This is a genomic window from Psychrobacter fulvigenes, assembly GCF_904846155.1.
Lineage (GTDB): Bacteria > Pseudomonadota > Gammaproteobacteria > Pseudomonadales > Moraxellaceae > Psychrobacter > Psychrobacter fulvigenes.
Genome location: NZ_CAJGZP010000001.1, coordinates 2,494,335 through 2,515,047 on the forward strand (window position 1 = coordinate 2,494,335; position 20,713 = coordinate 2,515,047).

The following is a 20,713-nucleotide window of genomic DNA, read 5'->3' on the forward strand; positions in this document are numbered from 1 at the left end:
CCGAATCATCTGGTCATGACTGGTCAAAAAATCAAACTATGAAAAAAACTTCTAAGCAGCGTAAAGATAATTCACTTACAACTAAGCCACGTAGAGCCAAGCCAAAAACGACCGCTAACTCTAAACCGACTGCTGCAGGCAGTGTGCGTATTATTGGTGGTCAGTTTAAACGCCGCAGCGTGACTTTCATTGACGCAGACGGCTTACGACCAACACCAGATCGCCTGCGTGAGACCTTATTTAATTGGCTAATTGCGGATATCTATAGCGCGCGCGTGCTTGATAGCTGCGCAGGAAGCGGGGTGCTCGGCTTCGAAGCGTTATCACGCGGAGCCGCTCACTGTACCTTTATTGAAGCCAGTCACCCTCAAAGCCAAATGATCCAACAAAGCGCACGGCTGTTAAGCGTTGCTACTGATAACTATCAAATTTTTCATGGTATGGCCGAAAAAGTCTTAACTCAAGCTGGGCACTTTCAACATCTCTTTGATATTGTGTTTATCGACCCACCCTATGCTGAAGATCTGTGGAAACCCATTCTAACGACTTTGATACTACAAGACTTAATTTCTGCCAACACTCTTATTTATTTAGAAGCAGATAAAGATTTGGACGATCAATTAGCCGAACTGGCCACCTCACTGCAAATAAAATTGACGACACAAGGAGCGAGTAGCTTTGAGTGTGTCAAACAAACCAAAGTTGGACAAGTTGTCGCTGGACTTTATCGGCTCGCACCGTCATAATTAGCCCACTCGCCTTAAGAAATGCCAAAAACTGCTAAAAACCTATCTAGATATTGATATTTAATGCTTAGCAGGCAAAAATAAACCACAATCCAGCTTGCAAGCGTAAGCTCTACTGCTTATAATGTGCAGTCTGTTTTTTGAGAGCCCCGTTCCCAGACAAACTCTCAACGAATTTTAATTTTAAGGTTTTATCATGAAAACACTTAGTGCAAAACCAGCTGAAGTGACCCATGACTGGTATGTCGTAGATGCTAACGGCAAAACCCTTGGTCGCTTAGCCACTCAAATTGCTACTCGCTTACGTGGCAAGCATAAGACTTGTTACACTCCTCACGTTGATACTGGCGACTTCATTGTTGTCATCAATGCTGAGAAAATCGCGGTAACAGGCAAAAAAGCACAAGATAAAAAGTACTATCGTCACAGTGGCTACCCAGGCGGTATTAAAGAAACCAACTTCACTAAGCTGCTTGCACATAAGCCTGAAGATGTTCTACACAAAGCAGTTAAGGGTATGCTTCCAAAAGGTCCTCTTGGCTACGCGATGATCAAGAAGCTGAAACTATATGCGGGTACAGAGCACCCACATACTGCTCAGCAACCTAAAGAACTAGACATCTAAGGAGTCACTTATGGAACGCAATTACGGAACAGGTCGCCGCAAGACTTCTACTGCACGTGTCTTTTTAGCGAAAGGTACTGGTAGCATCGTTGTTAACGGCAAGCCACTTGATGAATATTTCAGCCGCGAAACGTCACGTATGGTTGTTCGTCAGCCTCTAGAACTACTAGAATCTGCTAACGAATACGACTTATACATTACAGTTGCAGGCGGTGGTATTAGTGGTCAAGCTGGCGCAATCCGCCACGGTATCACTCGCGCGCTTATCGAAGCTGACGAAACCTTAAAGCCTGCCCTAAAAGCAGCTGGTTTTGTTACTCGTGACTCGCGTAAAGTTGAACGTAAGAAACTGGGTCTACGTAAAGCACGTAAGCGTCCTCAGTTCTCAAAACGTTAATCAAAGCTATTACTTATCTCTATGCTATTACTGTATTTATCGTAAATACGCAGTAGCAACTTTAGATAAATTAATAGATTTGCGAAACCTTACAAGTTGTTTACAGCTTGTAAGGTTTTTTTTGTGCCTGAGTTTTTATGGAATTAATCATTGATATGCATTCGCCTTATGGGCTTGTTAATTGATATAGATGCAAAACCTCCCTTGTAAAACCCTTCTCTCTACTTCATCATGACAGCAATCTTTATAATTAGCCTTGATGCCATGAAAGCGCCTGAACGATTTGACCCCAGCAAACCTGATGCTCAGGATGATGGACCACCGCCAAACATTGAACACCATGACAACCCTTCTAAACTTACAACACCACCTTCATCACTAGCACCTACCAAAGACACACCTACCATTAAGCAGACCCAAAAGCGCGATACATCGATAGATAAAAAACCATTCCAATGGGCTTTCTTGCTGCCCAAATATTGGGGAATATGGTTGATAATGGCAGTAGTTTTACCCCTTATTTACCTACCGCTACGTTGGCAGTTTTGGTTAGGGCACAAGTTAGGTATCACTCTATATAAGATGGCCAACTCGCGGCGGCGTGATACCTTGATTAACCTTAGGCTTGCCTTTCCTGAGAAGTCAGAAGCAGAGCGTGAGGCGATGGCTAAGCAAGTCTTTGTCAATCAAAGTATCGGCGCTTTTGAGACCCTATGTGCCTGGTTTCGACCCAACATATTTACACGCACCGTTACGATTTCAGGTCTGCAACATGTGGTGAATGCACAAAATGAAGGGCGAGCAGTGATACTATTGGGAGCACATTACACCATGCTTGATCTAGGTGGTTTGCTGTGCTCACAGTTTTTTACGTTGGATTGTATGTACCGCCCGCAGAATAATGCATTCCTTGACTGGTTTATCTATAATGCTCGCTCATCTATGTGTAGCAAGCTCATCTCAAGTCGTAACATGAACAGCTTAGTCGACTCAGTGAGAGAAGGACGTATCGTCTGGTACTCGCCCGACCAAGATTATGGCCTTAAGTATGGAGTGATGGCACCCTTTTTCGGTGTTCCCGCAGCGACAATTACTGCCACGCGGCGACTGGCGACCGTTGGTAGTAAGGAGCATATGCCAGCGGTGATGGGACTACATACTTATCGGCAGAGCCCTGATAGTTTGTCACGCGGCAAACGTCCCCATTACCATATAACCATCACGCCAGCACTAGATAACTACCCTAGTGATAATGAAGTGGTAGATGCAACGCGAGTTAATGAGATGTTAGAGGATCTCATTCGTATTGATCCCACCCAATGGATGTGGTTTCATCGACGCTTTAAAAACGGCCCCGTTGGTCGTACTGATATCTATAAGTAGCCTTTTCAATCTAAAACAATAGCTGCTTATAATTTTGCTATACTTTGCTGTAAAAGCTACTCAATGCCAAGCCCATTCAACTCTAATTTTAACTACCTAACTTTGTTGGTGTAGACTGATACCAATACGCCCTAACAGTAGTAACTTTTCATTCTCAAATAAAGATCATGATAAGATGAAAACTCGCCCAAAAAATAAGACGTATTGCGATGAAAGGATCTTATGAAAGCGCCAGAACAATTTGACCCTAGTAAGCCCGACTCTCAAACTAATGTTGCACCCGTGCAGCAAAGCAGTTCGAGCAAATCACCTGCGCTTGCAAAAGGCACACCAACGATTACCCAAACTCATAAACAAACGGCACAAGCAGATAAAAAAGCCTTTCAGTGGCAGTTTTTACTTCCTAAATACTGGGGTATCTGGCTTCTGATGGCCTTGGTTATGCCGATGATATATCTACCATTACGATGGCAATTTTGGCTAGGTCGTAAGCTGGGTATTTTTATTTATAAGGTAGCTGGCTCGCGGCGACGTGATACTTTGACCAATCTGAGACTGGCCTTTCCTGACAAGCCCGAAGCTGAGCGTGAGCTAATGGCAAAACAAGTTTTTGTCAATCAAGGCATTGGTATGTTTGAAACTTTGTGCGCTTGGTTTCGCCCCAATGTTTTTACCCGTACAGTATCTATATCAGGTCTACAACATCTGGTTAATGCACAAAACGAAGGGCGTGCCGTTATTTTATTGGGCGCTCACTATACGATGCTGGATCTAGGTGGTAGACTCTGTACGCAGTTTTTTGCCACTGATTGTATGTATCGGCCACAGAACAATGAGCTTTTAGAATGGTTCATCTATAATGGTCGCACCAACATCTTTGGCAAACAAATCTCCAGTCGTGATATGCGCAGTCTGGTGAACTCTATCAATGATGGACACGTTATTTGGTACTCTCCTGACCAAGACTATGGTTTAAAACAAGGAGTTATGGCACCCTTCTTTGGCGTTCCTGCCGCAACGATTACCATGTCTAGACGACTGGCAAAGCTTGGTAGTAAGGAACACCCGCCAGCGGTCATGGCGCTGCATACTTACAGGCAGACACCAGACAACCTTCCGCGTGGCAAACGTCCGCATTATCACCTGACCATTACTCCCAAACTGGATAACTATCCTAGTGATGACGAGGTCGCTGATGCTACCCGGGTGAATGAAATCCTAGAAGGATTAATTCGTATTGATCCGACTCAATGGATGTGGTTTCATCGTCGTTTTAAAAATGGGCCTGAGGGTCGTACTGATATTTATAAGTAGGTTTTATTCCCAAGAAAAACAGCAGGGGAATTTGCTATACTTTACCGCTAATATTTTGCGCTATTGCCAACCCATAAATAACAACGCATTTATAATCACTTGATAAACAAAATAACGGATTTTTCATGAGTAATAATCAAAATTCTGACAGTCAAACCTCTGGTGACTCAGCAGCCACCAAACGCATTCTCACTGGCATAAAACCCACAGGTATTCCCCATTTGGGTAATTATGTTGGGGCAATTCGTCCAGCCATTCAGTCTATTCAAAATAGTGATAATGAAGCATTTTTCTTTTTGGCAGATTATCATGGCATTATCGGCTGTTACGATCCTGCTATCATTCATGAGTCCACTAAAGCGATTGCTGCCACGTGGATTGCTTGTGGTCTCGATCCTGAACGCGTGACCTTCTATCGCCAATCAGATGTGCCTGAGATTCCAGAGCTGGCTTGGATTTTGAATTGTTCATGTGCCAAGGGTTTGATGAACCGTGCACACGCCTATAAAGCAGCTGTCGACGTCAACATGGAAAAAAGCGATGTCGACCCTGATCAGGGCGTTACCATGGGTCTATTTGGCTACCCAGTCCTCATGGCTGCTGATATTTTGATGTTTAATGCTACCCACGTTCCTGTAGGCCGTGATCAAGTGCAGCACATTGAGATGGCACGTGATATCGCTGGGACTTTTAATCACAGATACAAGCCACTATTCACGCTACCCGATGCCGTTGTAGACGAGGATATACCGCTACTGACAGGGCTTGATGGCCGTAAAATGAGTAAGAGCTATAGCAATACCATTCCACTGTTTGGTGAGCCCAACCCACAAGTAAGCTCCGAAAAACAAATGCACAAAGCTATCATGAGAATTGTGACCAACTCACAACTACCAGATGAGCCAAAAAATCCTGATGACTCGGCTATCTTTGAGATTTACAAAGCCTTTGCAACACCTGATGAGATTGCTGATATGCGCGCACAATATGCGGCAGGTATTGGCTGGGGCGATGCCAAACAAACTTTATTTGATAAAATTAATGCTGAGATTGCCCCATTCCGTGCACGTTACGAAGAGCTAATGGCAAATCCAAAAGAGCTCGAAGAGATATTACTTATGGGCGCAGAAAAAGCCCGTCGTCATAGCCGTAAACAGCTAGACAAGACCCGCCGCGCGATTGGTATTCGTCCGCTTGCTAAGCTTAAGTAACCCTCTTAACTTGTTTAAGTTTATAAGCATAACATGCTGGGCTAAAGCGCCAGCCTACAACTTGTTTATGATGATATGAGCTTACGTATTTATCAAACGCCAATCGCCAACCTGCCAGAAGACTTGTATGTGCCACCTGCGGCCTTTGCTATTTGGTTAGAACAATTTGCGGGGCCACTGGACTTTTTGTTGTATCTGGTCAAAAAAAACAACGTCGATTTGACACAAATGCCGATACTGCCCATTACTGAGCAGTATTTGGCTTATATCAGCGAGTTGGACACTGATCATTTTGAGCTAGCTGGTGACTATCTATTGATGGCATCGACGTTGATAGCCATCAAAACTGAGCTGCTACTGCCTGCGCCTGAAATGCCGAGCGATGAGCGCGACCCAAAAGCTGAGCTGACCCGTCGCCTTGAAGAGTATGCGCAAATCAAGATTGCCAGCCAGCGCTTGGATAACTTGGTGCGTCTTGAGCGTGATGTGTTCTTAGCGATGGTCAGTATGCCCAATCAAGACATTATGAATGCCGAGCTACCAAACTATTCACCAAATTTATTGGTTGATAGTTTATTCAAGATGCAATTGCAGCCCGACTATCAGATGCATAGCGTCAAGGTTGATGCGGTACCGCTCGCTGATCGTATTGCTAGTATCAGCAGACAACTGAGTACACATGGATCAGGCTCGTTTTATGACTTGCTTGATAAAAAGCAAGGTAAGATTGGCGTGGTGGTAAGTTTTGTGGCGGTGCTTGAATTGATGAAGCGGCAGCTCGTTGGTGTAGTGAACACAGAGTTAACAGACAGTACTCCTACTAATGATACTTCTGCTCATAATGAGTCTGCGGAAGACAATCAGATTGACCAGCTAACCTTACAGTGGCTAGCTTAATGACTTTCAACAGAGAATATTTCTAATGACAGACTCTCAAAGTCCATATCTTGAAGAGATGAGCAGACATATAGAAGTGCTGTTGCACGCATCAGAAGCCTCGCTCACTACAAGCGCTATTAAAAAGCATTTATCTTTATCTACCAAAGAGCTAGAACAGGCTTTAGAGATATTACGACAACGCTTGGACAATGGAGTGCTTAGCTTACATGAGACCGCCGGTGGATATCGCCTGCAAATTGCAGATAGTTATAGCACGCTAATACAACGGGTCTTCCCGCAGCGCCAAGAGCGTCTCAGCCAAGCGTTACTGGAGACTCTGAGCGTCATAGCCTACAAGCAACCAGTAACTCGTAGTGATATTGAATATGTGCGCGGTGTGAGCTTATCGAGTAATATACTACGGCAATTGTTTGATAAAGGCTGGATCATCGAGGACGGTTACAAAGAGACGTTAGGTCGTCCAGCCCTCCTCCATACGACACCGCAGTTTTTGGATGCTTTTGGACTGACTCATTTGGATGAGCTGCCCCCGGTGCCTGACTTGGCAGCGATTAATAGGATGAGCTAAAATTTCCGATTTTAAAGATAACAGCTGATTATCAATTCATATGTTTTATCATGCCAATCATTACTATTATCGTACGTATTCAACTTGAGAGAATACTTTCGGGTAAGGTATCTGAGTTTACAACTAGCAAACCGTTGATAGCATCATGTGACTTATCTAAAACATCGTCTTCTAGCTTTGGCATATTTTTTAGCAATAAAGTGTTGGGCTCTACAAAGTAAAACTCTAAGCCTTCAAGCCCTTCAATATTGGCATTAGAAAACCCAAAGTTAGCAAGGTTTTCCTTATCATGATAGACAATAGTGCTAGGATTTGGACTTTTTAAGTCTAAAATAGAGGTTTTTGTTTCACTATCAATTTTAAAGCCGCTAGCTAAATACCAATCAAAAGCTTTCTTATTAATTAAATCTACATCTAAAGAGACATCAAGGTTATTCAGCTCAGCTTGTTTGAATGCCCAGAACAGCAGTTTCTTGCCCAAACCAAGCCCTTGGTGAGAAGCAGTGACTACCATATGGTTGATGTGCAAGTAGTCGCCAGGCTTTCTATACTGAATGACAGCAACCAACTCATCGCCATCAATCACCCCATAAAACTCTTCTAGCTTTTCTTCGCAGATAAACTTCAAATAATTGCTTAACTTTGAACTTTGATATGCCGTGCCCAAAAGATAAAGCTGATCAAGCTCTTGGTTGTATAAATCACTGATTTTATTAGCATAATCAGAAGATAGCTTTGTAACTTTCATCATTATTTCCTAGTTGCCTACACTACATATATTTGCGATTATCGTTAAAAATAGCGCATATATTAAATGATTTTAATTAAAGTTAGACAAACTATCTTCAGGCTTCTTGATAAATACCAATTTAGTACATACCAATTTAGCCAAAACTAATGCTACCTAACTTGCGGTAGTATTACACATCTTAGAAAAAGTCATGTTTATGGCCTGTAACGTTTCTGCAATTTCTTTGTCAGTAAGTGTAGGATGTACTAAGAACATCAAACTGGTGTCTCCAAGTTGCTTGGCAACGGGTAATCTCTTCTCAGGACGCAATCCTGTGCCATCAAAAGCTTTTTCTAAATAAACCTCAGAAGCAGAGCCAGAAAAGCATGGCACTCCTAACTGATTGATTTCTTCAATAATACGATCACGTGACCAACCGTTTGGTAAGCCATCGGAATTAACATATATATACAACTTATAATAGGCATGTTTGCAGTCTGCAAACTGCTGTGATGTTTCTAATTGCGGCACATGCAGATAACCTTTATCCACCCATTGACTACAAGCCTGTAAGATTGCGTGTGCATTGGCTGTACGTTTGGCGGTCCATTCAGGTATTCTCTCAAGTTGAATACGTCCGATAACCCCTTGCATCTCAGTCATGCGCCAATTAGTGCCAAAGCTCTCATGTAACCAACGATAACCAGGTGGATGCTCTTTTTCATACACAGCAGCATAGCTCTTACCATGATCTTTATATGCCCACATCTTGCGCCATAGTTGCTCATCATTAGTAGTGACCATGCCGCCCTCACCACCAGTAGTCATTATCTTATCTTGGCAAAAGCTCCATGCACCAATATGACCAATACTACCAACGCTACGACCTTTATAAAGCGCCCCATGAGCTTGTGCACAGTCTTCGATGACATACAAATCATGTTTGTCTGCCAATGTCATGATGCCATCCATGTCACATGGCCAGCCTGCCAAATGCACACAAATGACCGCTTTAGTTTTGTCCGTTATAACAGCCGCTATACTCTCTGCCGTAATATTTCCTGTTGCTTCATCAACATCTGCAAAGACAGGAGTTGCCCCCACATTGACTACACAAGAGATACTCGCAATGAAGGTACGTGGAGTCACGACGACTTCATCGCCTGCACCTATTCCCAACGCGATTAAAGCCACATCTAGCGCTAGAGTACCATTACCTAATGTAATGGCATACTTACTATCTGCCCAATCAGCGAATTCTTTTTCAAATTGACGGCACTCAGTACCTGTCCAGTAATTGACTTTATTAGATAACAGTACTTGGCTAACAGCATCGGCTTCTTCTTGGGTGAAACTTGGCCATGGTGAAAAATTGGTATTTAGCATATCGCTTCCTCAGCTTATTATTGAGCAATTAATTATTAGGTTCTGTTGAGTAGTTTGATTTTTTATAATACTACCTATTACTTAAACTTTAATTTGAGCTGTTATATCGTTAATTATGATGAGCTACTATATACTTTTGTAGAGACTGAGTAAGAGTGTAAGCAGCAGGTGGTAAAAGAGATGGCCGTTTTATTTAGAATTGATTATCAAATGATGATGTTGGTAAGTAATGCCTGACCATGCAACCAACTACTAGCAGGCTATATTTTTGACAGAATATGCTTTTTTAAATAGAGTGTTATTTATCACAACTATTTATCATAGTTACTGACTAAAACTTCTGCATCATAACGTAGCATGAGTAAGTTATCTTCCCAATCATCGAAGTCGGCGATTTGTTTATTTAAGAGATATTCTTCAATGATCCACTTCGTATAGTTTGCCCCTGATAAATAAGTCAAAGGATAACCACCACCGAATCTTGGATTAATCTCAATACCTTTCATAATATCTTTGGTCTTGTGAAGGAATACCTGAATGGTTAAGCAGCCTCTAGCACCTTCTAGTTTGGCAAGTTTCTTTGTAAACTCATCTACGATGATATTTTTCTTAGTAAGCCCTTTATTGACTTCACCAGCTCTCACCAAAATACGCTTACGCGGCACCACACATTTTAGGTTAGAGCTTTTATCATAATAACAATCTATGGTAAATTCGTCGTAATCTTTATCAGAGACATACTCCATATACATGAGCTTTTCATTCTCTAAATGCTCATCCTTGATATCATCAGGAGAAAAAGCTGTAAATATACCCTTGCTTCGACTGCCATCATAGGGCTTGACAAATACAGGAAACTCAAGATTATCTTGATCGAACTGTCTGGGAGTCTCTATACCATACTTTGTAAACACCTCATTGGTCTGTCTTTTATCACGGCATTTTTTTATAAAGGCAATATCACTAATAACTATATGAATGCCCTTCTTTTCGAACTTTGAAATGTTGGTACTAAGAATACTCAATTCAGTATCTATGGTAGGAATCACTAGTTTTATGTCATGGTCTAAACAGTTTTTTAATAAACAGCTGATGTAGTTTTCATCTGTCACTCTTGGTACCGCAAAAAACCCATCTGAGACATGGCAAGCTGGCGCTAATATTGGATTAAGATCTGTCGTAAAGACTTTTGCTTTTTCATAGATGTTAGTTAACTCCTTCTGAAAAGACCTCACTAAGGAAACTCTTTGTCCAGCAGAAGTTATCAAAATATTCATCATTACTCTCCGGTATTGCCTTTGAATTTATCTGATATTTTATCACCTTCAGCATTAATTCCGTCTTTAATAAGTACTTTTTTTACTGTTTTGAATAAGATTTTGATATCTAACCACAACGATTGGTTATCGACGTACCAAGTATCAAGTTTAAACTTATCATCCCAACCTATGGCATTGCGACCATTGACTTGGGCATGACCAGTAATACCAGGACGAACTAGGTGACGGCGTGCCTGCTCTTCATTATAAAGCGGTAAGTACTCCATTAGCAGAGGCCTAGGGCCAACCAAACTCATATCTCCTTTGACCACATTCCATAGCTCTGGCAACTCATCCAAACTACTAGCACGTAGCTTTTTACCAAATGGTGTTAGTCGCTCATCGCTGGGCAGAAGGTTGCCATCAGCATCGGTCGCATCAATCATCGAACGAAACTTAACCATCTTAAATGGTTCACCATGTAAGCCTGGACGCACTTGTCGGAACAATACCGGCGACCCAAGATGCTTCTTAACCTTATATGCTGTAAGTGCATATACTGGAGATAGAATCACTATAGCCGCACTGGCAGCGGTAATATCAAAAAGTCGTTTAATCATTTTATAAGCCTAAAATATCTAAGAGTCGTTTGTTTACTATATTGGCATCAAATTTTTCTTGCGCCATTTGATAACTTTCTAAACCCATCCTTTCTATCTGCTCAGGATGTTCGATAAAGTAAATCATCTTTTCAGCCAATGCTTGTGGCTGCCATTTTTCAACTAAAAAACCATTTACCCCGTCTATAACTGTTTCACGGCAGCCTGGAACATCCGTCGTAATGACAGGTCGCCCAATAGCCATTGCCTCTTGCGTACTACGTGGTACGCCTTCACGATAAGAAGGCAAAACAAATACATGGCTCTTTGCTATCCATTCTTTTACGTTATTGACATGACCAGGATAGTTTATTAACTCTGTTGATATTAACTCATCTAATTCTGATTGCTGTAGCGCACCTGGGTTAGAGGTATCTATGCGTCCCAAAACAGTAAACTCACTTTCAGGATATGTTGTCTTAACTATTTTGGCAGCTGACACAAAGTTATGAATACCCTTTTCTTTTAGCAAACGGCCGATGAACAAGAAGTTAATAGGTGATTCAGTTTTTTCTACAGGCCTATACTCATATTTTGCTAAATCTAGACCGATACCACCTAGAATCTGTACTTCCTTCACTGTTATTGAGTATTTTTCTAACAAATCTTTAGGGTCATCAGGATTTAAAAATATTAATTTATCCAATTGAGGCAGTGCTAGCTTATAAAGAATAACTTGAATATTTTTTATAAGCTTTGTTCTTTTACTTAATCCTTCAGGTTGTTCAGTAAAAGTATAGCCGAGCCCTTCTAGCATTCCTACTACCTGCGGAACTTTAGCAAGCTTTGCCGCTATCGTGCCAAAGATAACGGGTTTTGAAAAATAAGAGAACACCATAATAGGGTCTATTTCTGCAATTTTTTTTGACAGCAAATAAGTTGCCTTTATATCTTTTAAAGGATTTAGTCCCCCGCGATTTGAGCGGTAAGTAACGGGCACCACGCCCAAGCTTTCTAGCTGCTTTAGATCACTTTTGGTATATTCAGAGGTAAAAGCATAGACTTGATAACCTTTATGCAACAGCAGCTCAATGAGTTCAGCGCGAAAGCCATAGAAGCTTGAAGCAACAGTGCCTATTATCACGATTTTTTTATTTTTTTTCATATATTTTCAACCATTTATCAACCGAGGCTTCTAAAGAAAAACGCGCTTTAACCCTGGCTTCTGCTTGATTGTTATTGCGAACGATTGCAGACTTTTCTAACGCAATAACGTCATTTAGAGCTTGAGCCAAAGCTCGACTGTTTTGCGGAGGAACAAGTTTACCTGTATCGCCCATGACTTCGGCGACCCCGCCTGAGTCCGTTGCTACTACATAACATTCACAGGCCATAGCTTCAGCAACAACCAAGCCAAAACCCTCATATTTCGAAGCTAAGACAAAAATATCAGCTTGACTTAACAGTTCTGGAACATCTGAACGTCTGCCTAGTAGCACGATATTGTCAGTTAAATCCAGCTCTTGGATCAACGCCTCAATCTGAGGTCTTAACTCGCCATCACCGACAATGGTCAGCTTTACACTTTGATCGATCTCTTTTTTTAGTAAAGCGAAAGCGTGAATCAAATTAGGATAGTCCTTTTGATCACTAAACCTCCCCACTGCGATAAGGTTTACGGTATCTTTCTCTAAGGTCGAATCTTCTGAGCGCTTGGCAAACTTGCTCAGATCAATCCCGTTATAGACAGTTATTAAGTTGTTTTTGCTAAAAGCACCTTTAGCAATAAGCGCTTCCGTTGCTTCATTACTAACATTGGTATTGGCATCTGATAAAGTGTTGGTTATCCGATAAGCAAACATTCTCGCTCTGCCACCTTCATTGGAATTATGGGCGGTACAGATCAACTTTGGCACCCTACAACCAATACGATTTAGACGAGTAAAAATATTGGCGTGCACCATATGAGCATGGACAACGTCGGGTCGAAAACGGCCAATGAGCTTTCTATACTTGTTAGACGCTGATAAAAACTCACTCACCGAATTTAAGTTTAGTGCAATGACTTCTATCTCTGCTGATGCTGGTGTAACCGCCACATCCCCAGTTAGATAAGCTATCTTGACCGTATGACCTAAAGTATGCATTTTCTCAGCCAAATCAGCGACCACTCTTTCAGCGCCACCCAAACCCAAACCTGTAATCACATATAATATTTTCATAATTATCTAAACCTATAAGGAACGACTTCAGGGCCTGCATTAGAAAGATAGTAAGCAGTAAAAGAAAATAAGAACAGATAATAAATACAGCTGACAATATATCTCATATTGATATTAAAAATATTCTTAATGATGATTAGTACTAAAAATACTGCTGGCCATATAAAATACAAAGACGCTCTTACCATACCCTGATTAAGGGCGTCTGCTACCATAAAATACAAGCTCAATGAAACAAAGAAACCATAAGTCGCCAAGAAAAAGTAAAAATCAGATTTTAAAAATGAAATATACTTCTTCAAATAAAGCGCTATAAAGAATATTGAGATATAAAATAAATTTAATAGGGTACCAACTGGGCTTGTTACCTCATCTACCCCAGCATAACCAGAGTACTTATCAAAGCTACTGACGATATACCCAAAGAACACGTAAACTACCGCAAAAGCGCCAAAAACTGCCAAATACCAAAGCTTAACTATGAGATACCTAAGCTGGTAAATAAAATAGAATAAAATGACAAAAACACTCGAATAGTGGAACAAAAAAGCAAGAAAGCAAAATAGAAAAAAACGTTTGTTCTTTTCTCTGAGTAAGAAACTAACAGCCAATATTACAAAAGATACAGCTATCATCTGACGTAATATATTAAATGAGTAAAAATATGCTGGAAACACACAAAACAGTGAAGCAAAAAACAAAGTAGCACTTAATTTATATCTATAAAAAGCAGCAAGTAAATTAATATAAATAATAGCTGTTAAAGTTACAAAGATAAAAAAGTGATCTTTAGAGAACAAGCTTAAAAAATAAACAGCTGCAGTAAACCCGAACTCAATGCCAGATATTACTGTATACTCTAAAAGATTACTCGTCCTAAATATATCCTCAAAAATAGGAACATAGTTTAATGTGTCTGTTCCAATATTGTAGTCTCTATAGTAATACAAGGACAAAAAGGCGATTAGTGTGAAAAATAAAGCAAACAGTTTTACATATTGAGATTTCACAAAATCAATAATAAAGCCAAATACAGAGACGGCAACAAACACAATAAGATATGGAATCATATAAATACCTGAGGATTATTTAAATTATTTTCTTCCACCTAAGTACGATCTTATCTATCATAAACATACTACTTTTTAGATGACTATTTTTTACAAGGCTGGCATAATTATCGTTAGAAATAGAGATAGACTGCAAGATTGTATCTCTCAAACTTTCGATATCTTGAGAAGGCACTAACCATCCATTGATATCATGATCTACTATTTCACTAGGGCCTGTATCACAATCAAAGGCTATGATAGGTAAGCCAAAAGCTTGAGCTTCCAGCAATACCATAGGCAACCCTTCAAAACGCGAACTCAAACAATAGAATGAACTGGTTTTATAATAATGTTCTATATTCTTTGTAGCAGGAACGAAGTCTACTCTCTCACTGATACCTAAACGACTGACCTGCTCTTTTAGATTGGCTTCTTCTTCACCACCACCTACTATGCGCAGCTGCCAGTCAGAGTTGAATTCGCAAACTTGCGCCCAAGCGTCAAGCAATATATCAAAGCCTTTAACATGAGTGAGACGACCGACAGAAAGTAAAACTTTAAAGTCTAAACTGGGTACGTGCTTGTTATTTTCATAGGGAGAGGGATTTGCAATCGGCACAATTTGGGCATTGATGTTTTTTAACTTTAATCCCTGCTCCCATAGCTCTTTATCACGTTTGGTGAGCGTCACGATATAATCGCAATATTTTGCTGCCCACTGACGTCCTATTTCACGTAACTTAACGCCATTATTATTTTTAAAATTAAAATGCTCCCAGCAGATATGATTAACTTTCAGGCCATATAGCGCGGGCACGGTAAACAAACATGAAATACTATCTACAATAATTAAAGTATCTATGTTTTGCCTTTTAACAAACTTACGGATTTTCCAAATGGCGCCGATATAATTCTTTTTAAAAGAGATACTCTTAGAATATAGAGAATATGTTCTTACAGTGTCATGTAGATCAAAAAAAGGCTCGGATCCATCGTTTAAGTTCAAGACACAAACTTCATAGTGCTGTCTAGCAAGCTCATTAACAATAAGCGTAGTGACTCTTTCAGTACCACCAGACTTATTAAGATTACCAATCAAAAAACCGACTTTTTTCATGTCACATTCCTTGAGCTTGCAGTCCTTGATTCATGTCTTCTTTTAAGAATAGATATGCCAATACTAGGGAACAAAATCAATAAAATCATGATCAGTTGTTTTATAGAAAAAAACTTTTGATTGATTGATCTGATGGCATATTCTCGCATTTTATTACTGTTAGACTCGATAACCGCAAAACTACTGGCTGTCCCTAGTAAGTAAGAGGCGTATGATTCCTTAATTGCTTCTGTCTTATCAGGGTAAGACCTAAATAAGGTCTCATAGATACTTTCTACTTTTTGTATCATGCCGTGATTTAATTTATTGCCTTTCATAGCAGAAATACCGACATCCGCTCTATATCTACCAAGATATTCTTCTAAATGGATGATTGTACCCATAGATGCTTGATACAAATGCAGCTCTATATCCAAAACCATTTCACTAGACATAAGCTTGTTCCAGCCTGCGTCATTAGTGACTTTAAACATCTTTGAAGAATGTGCAAAAAAGGGTAGCTTCTTTAATAAATCTTCAAATGTATACTCACCTGCAGGGTAGTACCAATGATGCTCGCTACTGATGGTATCGTTTAATATACCTTCCACATTATGACTACAAATCATAGCTTGTGGATTGGCTTCTAATATATCAAATTGTTTTTGCAGCTTTCCTGGTAATGCCATATCATCACCATCGACATGCGCAATATACTTGCCTCTGGCTTTCTCATAAACCTGCCTGGCATTTTCGGACGGACCTACATTATTCTGATGAAAAATTGGCACAATTAAGTCAGGGTACTGATCTACATACTGGCGTAAAACGGCGCGAGTATTATCAGTCGAGCAATCCTCGCCAACAATGATTTCAAATTTAAAGTCCGTTTCTTGACTAACCAAGCTATCTAAACAATCAACAATATATTCTTGTTGATTATATGTCACGATACACACTGAGACTTGGATTTCATCGTTATTATTCATACTACCCTCTTCAAAAACTTGACCTTAAATATACTAAGAACCCTAGGAGAGCTTAGCATTGCAACAATGAGACTCAAGAAACTCATAACGATAACTTCAACTAATACAATTAAGCGATTGCCTGAATAATCTATTCTTGAAGATAACAATAATACAAAAACAGAGACTGCCGCTACACTAGGTAAAAAAGTTTTAAACCATAGCCAATTAATATTTGGCTCAATCTTTATATGGATATAACTGACCCAGAATGTTAGATAAAAGACTTGCATTAAAAACCAAACCCAACCAGCACCTATAGCCCCATATTCTGTCGCAGCCCAAATTACAGTAGGGATTAGTATAAACACACTGACAATATTACCTATCAAATGATATCTTAGATTACCTTTTGCATACTGCAAGTAATAGGGAAAGGCTGTCAGTGCCAAAACAGCATTACCCAAGGCGTACAGGGTTAAAACTGGCGCTGCTTGATTAGCAAGCTCGGTATCACCCGTCCACGCATATAATACTGGTTTGGCAACACCTGCAAGTACAATACCTGCAGTCACCACTAACACCGCTATGAACTGGGTCGCATTTAGATAAACTTGCCTTAATTGCTCATACTCTTGCTCAGCTTCTAAACGCGCCATGCGTGGCATGATAGGTGCACTAATTGGGGAGCTAAGCTGTAAGACTCCACCCGCTACTAGTACTGCTAACGTAAAATAGCCATAGTCCGCTAAAGATAAAATACCAGAAAGCACGAACTTATCTAATTGAGTAAATAGCACCCAAATTGAAGAGGTCAATGCAATCGTTAATGCAAACCCTAGTAAAGGTTTCACCGGCTTAATAGACCAACCGATTGATTCTTGTAATGACGGCTTAGGTAACAATAAATAAGTTTTTGTCATATAAATAGCAAACTCTATAAGCGCTAGCATTAGCTGAAAAACAAAAAAACTTTTTATCGTAAAGCCAAAAAAATACATATATAGCAGTACACCTGGAAATCTAAGAGTAGCGTTTATGCTACTCATTACACTCAGCCATACTATTTGCTCAAAGCCAGATATTACCCCGCGATATAAACCCGCCATCCAGCGTAAAGACACACTTACAGCCATCACTTGCAGACAGAACAAAACATCTTCAACACTTAAGCTTTCTAAGTTTAGCCACTGTGCAGCGATATAATCATCTAATGAAAGTAAAATACCTCCACCTAAAACTGCAATAAACAGAAATATTAAGCTGAGAGCTCTAAATAGCTGTCTAAAATCTAAAGCAGATTCTTTACCAGCATTATATTGTGCAGTTTGTCGACTAATCGTGGGCGTTAGACCAAAATCAAGCAGAGCAAATAGCCCTTGTAGCATGGCAAAAAAGCCGACTAAACCATAAGCCTCTGCTCCCATATATTTTATATATAAAGGTAGAATTGCTACACTAATAATGATTGTATAAACCTGACTAGTGTAGCTAGCTATGACATTGAGCTTTAATGAAGGTCTTAACACTTAGCTATCCCAGTAGTTATTATCTTTCATGAATTCATCATATTGTTTATGAGTAATACCAATCAAGATTTCATCATGAAACTTACCATTGCGATAGATAGATTCAATTCTTCTGCCCTCAATTTGCCATCCGAGTTTTTTAGTAGACAAACCAAGAGATCTAGCATTGTATTCTATTATTTCTCCACCTAAACGGTTTAACCCCAGCTCTTTAAAAACATAACGCATCATTGTCATGCCCACATCATAAGCGTAGTTTTTCCCTCTACTACTAACTTCACCTAACATACCACCACTTTCAGCATTTCTATTTTTCCAATCAATGTCAGACAACACATATGTACCGATCAATCCAATATCATGCGCCTCTACAGCAAACATTTGTCTATTCATGCTAGCATGATCTATATTTTTAATGTAAGCTTCCGTACTTCTTTTAGAGTATGGGAAATGCCATCCACCCAAATGCTGCCAAAGCTCAGGAGAGTTTGACCATTTTACTAACAGATCTAAATCTTCCAGCTCTATAGCACGTAGCGTCACTAACTTACCTTCAATATTCATTATAAGTACTCCTTTACTATGTTTAATTGAATTTGCATCTCTTGTTCCGAATATCTATGGTCACACACTAAGTGAGTAGTACATGAAGTCAATCTATACTCGAAACTATCTACTGTCAGTCTTGGCAAACTATCTAGCCAATAGGTAGGGGTGAACACATTATTGCTAATTAACTCATTAGAGATTTTCTTGTCTAACAACAATGGATAAGTTAAAGGCGACTCAACTTCATCAATATCTATTTTTAACTGATTTATGCTTTCTAACTGCTCGTGTAGAAACTTAAAATTTTCCAATCTTTTTAACTTCGAGTTTTTATAATCGAAGCATTCGATTAAGTCTTCAGTAATTCCTGAAATGTTTGTCGGTATACAATTATTTAGCGAGTTTTCGTTCTTTTTAAAGGTTTCATACGCATGAGCTGAGTCTGATAACCGCCGTGCAAACACATGGTTATATTGCTGAATCATATCCTCTACGCTTCTGCTATGGTGATTTGGCGTAGTAACCGCGTTGCTAATTAACAACCCACCTTCAGCAACAGGTAAAAATTTTCTCAAAGAATATATGGTGCCAAAACACTCAAAAGGTTCAACGAAAAGAGCCTGCGAATGATCAAATATGATATTTTCTTTAGGATAGCTATTAAGCAGCTTTTTTTGGACGGAAGTACAGAGTCCAAAGTAATTAACATAAAAAAGGTACTCATCTTCTCTTAGTGTGCTTGGTACCTTTGGATAGAAGTCTTTAGTTAAGTCATAATACTGAATATCTATATCTAATAAGAATAATGGCTCAAGCATAGAGTTACATATAAACTTGGGCATCCAAACTTTTTTTATATCATTCTGATCGAGCAAATCAAAAAAAGCCGAGCGTGCAGAGCCATACTTTTTTGACTGAGGGTAAGGAAACTGTCCAAGGTTGGGCAGACTAAATTCCAAATAGCCACCGATTCCTCTATTTTTATTCAACGATGACATAAATATCGTGCTCCATGTTATCCAGCATATCTAACATCTCCTGCATGGATGGGAACTTAATGATCATGGTGCCTAAAGTATCGTGAGAGCCACTGAACTTATTCACCTTATCGCCAGGCTTAACTTGAATATCCTGCTCTACGATATATTTCTTTACTCTATCTGACAGCCACAACTCTTTAAAGACACCATCTTCACGGGCATGGACGATATAACTTGCCCAGTATCCATTTAGATCATACTCTTTGCTTTCATTGAAATTAAGACCAATGGCTTCATCAACCGTTGCGGCAATAGTATCTACATCTGAGACGTACTTAATCACTTGTGGAATTAGATTACCCCCGTTTCTGGGCCCAATCTCAATAACCCAAACCTCACCATTTGTATCAACGACAAACTCAACGTTAAATGCCCCTGTTTTAAAGCCTAGCTTTATTAAAATGGATTCAACTTGATTTTTTGCTTTTTGTTGTAACTCATTATCTAATACCGAAGGAAAACTAATAGCAATAGGCGCATAAGGATGGCACAGTGTATCCTGATGCTGATCACCCCAGATCCAAAAAGCTACTTTCCCAGCACTCATAAAGATATCGCTGTCTATCTGATAGCCAGTTCTCGGTATTACTTGCTCTACAACCACTTTCTTTTCACGCGAAAAAGACGAGGCGTATTCAAAGGCACTGTCTAAATCCTTATGATCTGCTATGTGTGTCACCCCTTTACTGCCCGAAGAGTCGATAGGCTTTATAAATGCAGGAACGCCGATTTCATTTAACCATTCACGAGCTTTTTCTAACTCATAAAACGACTCTGAGCGAGGAACATTGAATCCGTTCTCTGCCAAAAAAGTCCTAAAGTAGTCTTTACGGGCAAGTACCTCTACAGCCTCATAAGGATTACCTGGTAGCCCCATTGTCTCAGCTACATAGGCGGCTGTAGGTGCGGCAGGATCAGAAGCATAGGCCACAATTCCGTCTATTTTTAACTTTTGGGCTAGTGCCAATACTGCGTTTTTGTCAGTGGTAGAGACATTATGATATTCGTGCGCAAGTTTGTGTCCTGGGTTTTCAGGTAGATAGTCACAAGTGATGACATAATGGCCCTGTTCTAGCGCATATTTGATTGGTGGTATTTGGGTTGGCGCTCCCCCTAAGAAAAGAATTCGTTTAGACATA

Annotated in this window: 21 protein-coding genes; 8 read left to right on the plus strand and 13 right to left on the minus strand. The window is 40.0% G+C overall.

Annotated features, from left to right (window positions below; all coding sequences use genetic code 11):
- The first annotated feature begins 38 nt into the window (after positions 1–38).
- The 8 genes from rsmD (at position 39) to scpB (ending at position 7,144) form a co-directional block, all read left to right on the plus strand.
- Complete coding sequence (gene rsmD, locus JMX03_RS10470) at positions 39–746, plus strand: 16S rRNA (guanine(966)-N(2))-methyltransferase RsmD (protein WP_201596640.1); 708 nt, start codon at positions 39–41, stop codon at positions 744–746.
- Positions 747–942: 196 nt separating this feature from the next.
- Complete coding sequence (rplM, locus tag JMX03_RS10475) at positions 943–1,371, plus strand: 50S ribosomal protein L13 (protein WP_201596642.1); 429 nt, start codon at positions 943–945, stop codon at positions 1,369–1,371.
- Positions 1,372–1,381: 10 nt separating this feature from the next.
- Positions 1,382–1,768, plus strand: a complete 387-nt coding sequence (gene rpsI / locus JMX03_RS10480) for a 30S ribosomal protein S9 (protein ID WP_201574156.1) — start codon at positions 1,382–1,384, stop codon at positions 1,766–1,768.
- A 264-nt stretch (positions 1,769–2,032) separates the two neighbouring features.
- Positions 2,033–3,151, plus strand: a complete 1,119-nt coding sequence (locus JMX03_RS10485; protein ID WP_201596644.1) for a lysophospholipid acyltransferase family protein — start codon at positions 2,033–2,035, stop codon at positions 3,149–3,151.
- Between the two features lie 222 nt (positions 3,152–3,373).
- The gene (locus JMX03_RS10490; protein ID WP_201596646.1) at positions 3,374–4,465 is read left to right on the plus strand and encodes an LpxL/LpxP family acyltransferase; all 1,092 of its coding nucleotides are present in this window, start codon (positions 3,374–3,376) and stop codon (positions 4,463–4,465) included.
- A gap of 125 nt (positions 4,466–4,590) precedes the next feature.
- Entirely contained in the window at positions 4,591–5,676 is a 1,086-nt protein-coding gene (trpS, locus tag JMX03_RS10495; protein WP_201596648.1) for a tryptophan--tRNA ligase, read from the plus strand.
- A 75-nt stretch (positions 5,677–5,751) separates the two neighbouring features.
- Positions 5,752–6,573: a segregation and condensation protein A gene (locus tag JMX03_RS10500; RefSeq protein WP_201596650.1), complete on the plus strand. Its 822-nt coding sequence runs from the start codon at positions 5,752–5,754 to the stop codon at positions 6,571–6,573.
- Between the two features lie 25 nt (positions 6,574–6,598).
- A complete protein-coding gene (gene scpB, locus JMX03_RS10505) occupies positions 6,599–7,144 on the plus strand; it encodes an SMC-Scp complex subunit ScpB (RefSeq protein WP_201596652.1) in 546 nt (181 codons plus the stop codon).
- Between the two features lie 79 nt (positions 7,145–7,223).
- Here scpB and JMX03_RS10510 read toward each other — a convergent pair whose 3' ends face one another.
- The 13 genes from JMX03_RS10510 to JMX03_RS10570 all read right to left on the minus strand — a co-directional run bounded on the left by JMX03_RS10510 (position 7,224) and on the right by JMX03_RS10570 (position 20,712).
- Entirely contained in the window at positions 7,224–7,892 is a 669-nt protein-coding gene (locus tag JMX03_RS10510; protein ID WP_201596654.1) for a GNAT family N-acetyltransferase, read from the minus strand.
- 156 nt (positions 7,893–8,048) lie between these two features.
- On the minus strand, positions 8,049–9,260 hold the full coding sequence (locus JMX03_RS10515) for a DegT/DnrJ/EryC1/StrS family aminotransferase (protein ID WP_201596656.1): 1,212 nt from the start codon (positions 9,258–9,260) through the stop codon (positions 8,049–8,051).
- Positions 9,261–9,571: 311 nt separating this feature from the next.
- The gene (locus JMX03_RS10520) at positions 9,572–10,537 is read right to left on the minus strand and encodes an ATP-grasp domain-containing protein (protein ID WP_201596658.1); all 966 of its coding nucleotides are present in this window, start codon (positions 10,535–10,537) and stop codon (positions 9,572–9,574) included.
- Between the two features lie 2 nt (positions 10,538–10,539).
- Complete coding sequence (locus tag JMX03_RS10525; protein ID WP_201596659.1) at positions 10,540–11,139, minus strand: sugar transferase; 600 nt, start codon at positions 11,137–11,139, stop codon at positions 10,540–10,542.
- A gap of 1 nt (position 11,140) precedes the next feature.
- Positions 11,141–12,283, minus strand: coding sequence for a glycosyltransferase family 4 protein (locus JMX03_RS10530; protein WP_201596660.1), 1,143 nt, complete (start codon positions 12,281–12,283; stop codon positions 11,141–11,143).
- A complete protein-coding gene (locus JMX03_RS10535; protein ID WP_201596661.1) occupies positions 12,270–13,340 on the minus strand; it encodes a glycosyltransferase in 1,071 nt (356 codons plus the stop codon). The genes JMX03_RS10530 and JMX03_RS10535 overlap by 14 nt, the downstream gene beginning before the upstream one ends.
- A gap of 2 nt (positions 13,341–13,342) precedes the next feature.
- On the minus strand, positions 13,343–14,410 hold the full coding sequence (locus JMX03_RS10540) for an EpsG family protein (RefSeq protein ID WP_201596662.1): 1,068 nt from the start codon (positions 14,408–14,410) through the stop codon (positions 13,343–13,345).
- A 19-nt stretch (positions 14,411–14,429) separates the two neighbouring features.
- Positions 14,430–15,509: a glycosyltransferase family 4 protein gene (locus JMX03_RS10545; protein WP_201596663.1), complete on the minus strand. Its 1,080-nt coding sequence runs from the start codon at positions 15,507–15,509 to the stop codon at positions 14,430–14,432.
- Positions 15,506–16,477, minus strand: coding sequence for a glycosyltransferase family 2 protein (locus JMX03_RS10550; RefSeq protein WP_201596664.1), 972 nt, complete (start codon positions 16,475–16,477; stop codon positions 15,506–15,508). The genes JMX03_RS10545 and JMX03_RS10550 overlap by 4 nt, the downstream gene beginning before the upstream one ends.
- Positions 16,474–17,985 (minus strand): oligosaccharide flippase family protein, encoded by a 1,512-nt coding sequence (locus tag JMX03_RS10555; RefSeq protein ID WP_201596665.1) that lies wholly within the window; start codon positions 17,983–17,985, stop codon positions 16,474–16,476. The genes JMX03_RS10550 and JMX03_RS10555 overlap by 4 nt, the downstream gene beginning before the upstream one ends.
- Complete coding sequence (locus JMX03_RS10560; protein ID WP_201596666.1) at positions 17,986–18,549, minus strand: GNAT family N-acetyltransferase; 564 nt, start codon at positions 18,547–18,549, stop codon at positions 17,986–17,988.
- Entirely contained in the window at positions 18,549–19,532 is a 984-nt protein-coding gene (locus JMX03_RS10565) for a hypothetical protein (RefSeq protein ID WP_201596667.1), read from the minus strand. Before JMX03_RS10565 ends, JMX03_RS10560 begins: the two co-directional genes overlap by 1 nt.
- Positions 19,516–20,712 carry an ATP-grasp domain-containing protein gene (locus JMX03_RS10570; RefSeq protein ID WP_201596668.1) on the minus strand — a complete coding sequence of 399 codons (1,197 nt, stop codon included), beginning with the start codon at positions 20,710–20,712 and terminating at the stop codon, positions 19,516–19,518. The genes JMX03_RS10565 and JMX03_RS10570 overlap by 17 nt, the downstream gene beginning before the upstream one ends.
- Between the last annotated feature and the right edge of the window lies 1 nt (position 20,713).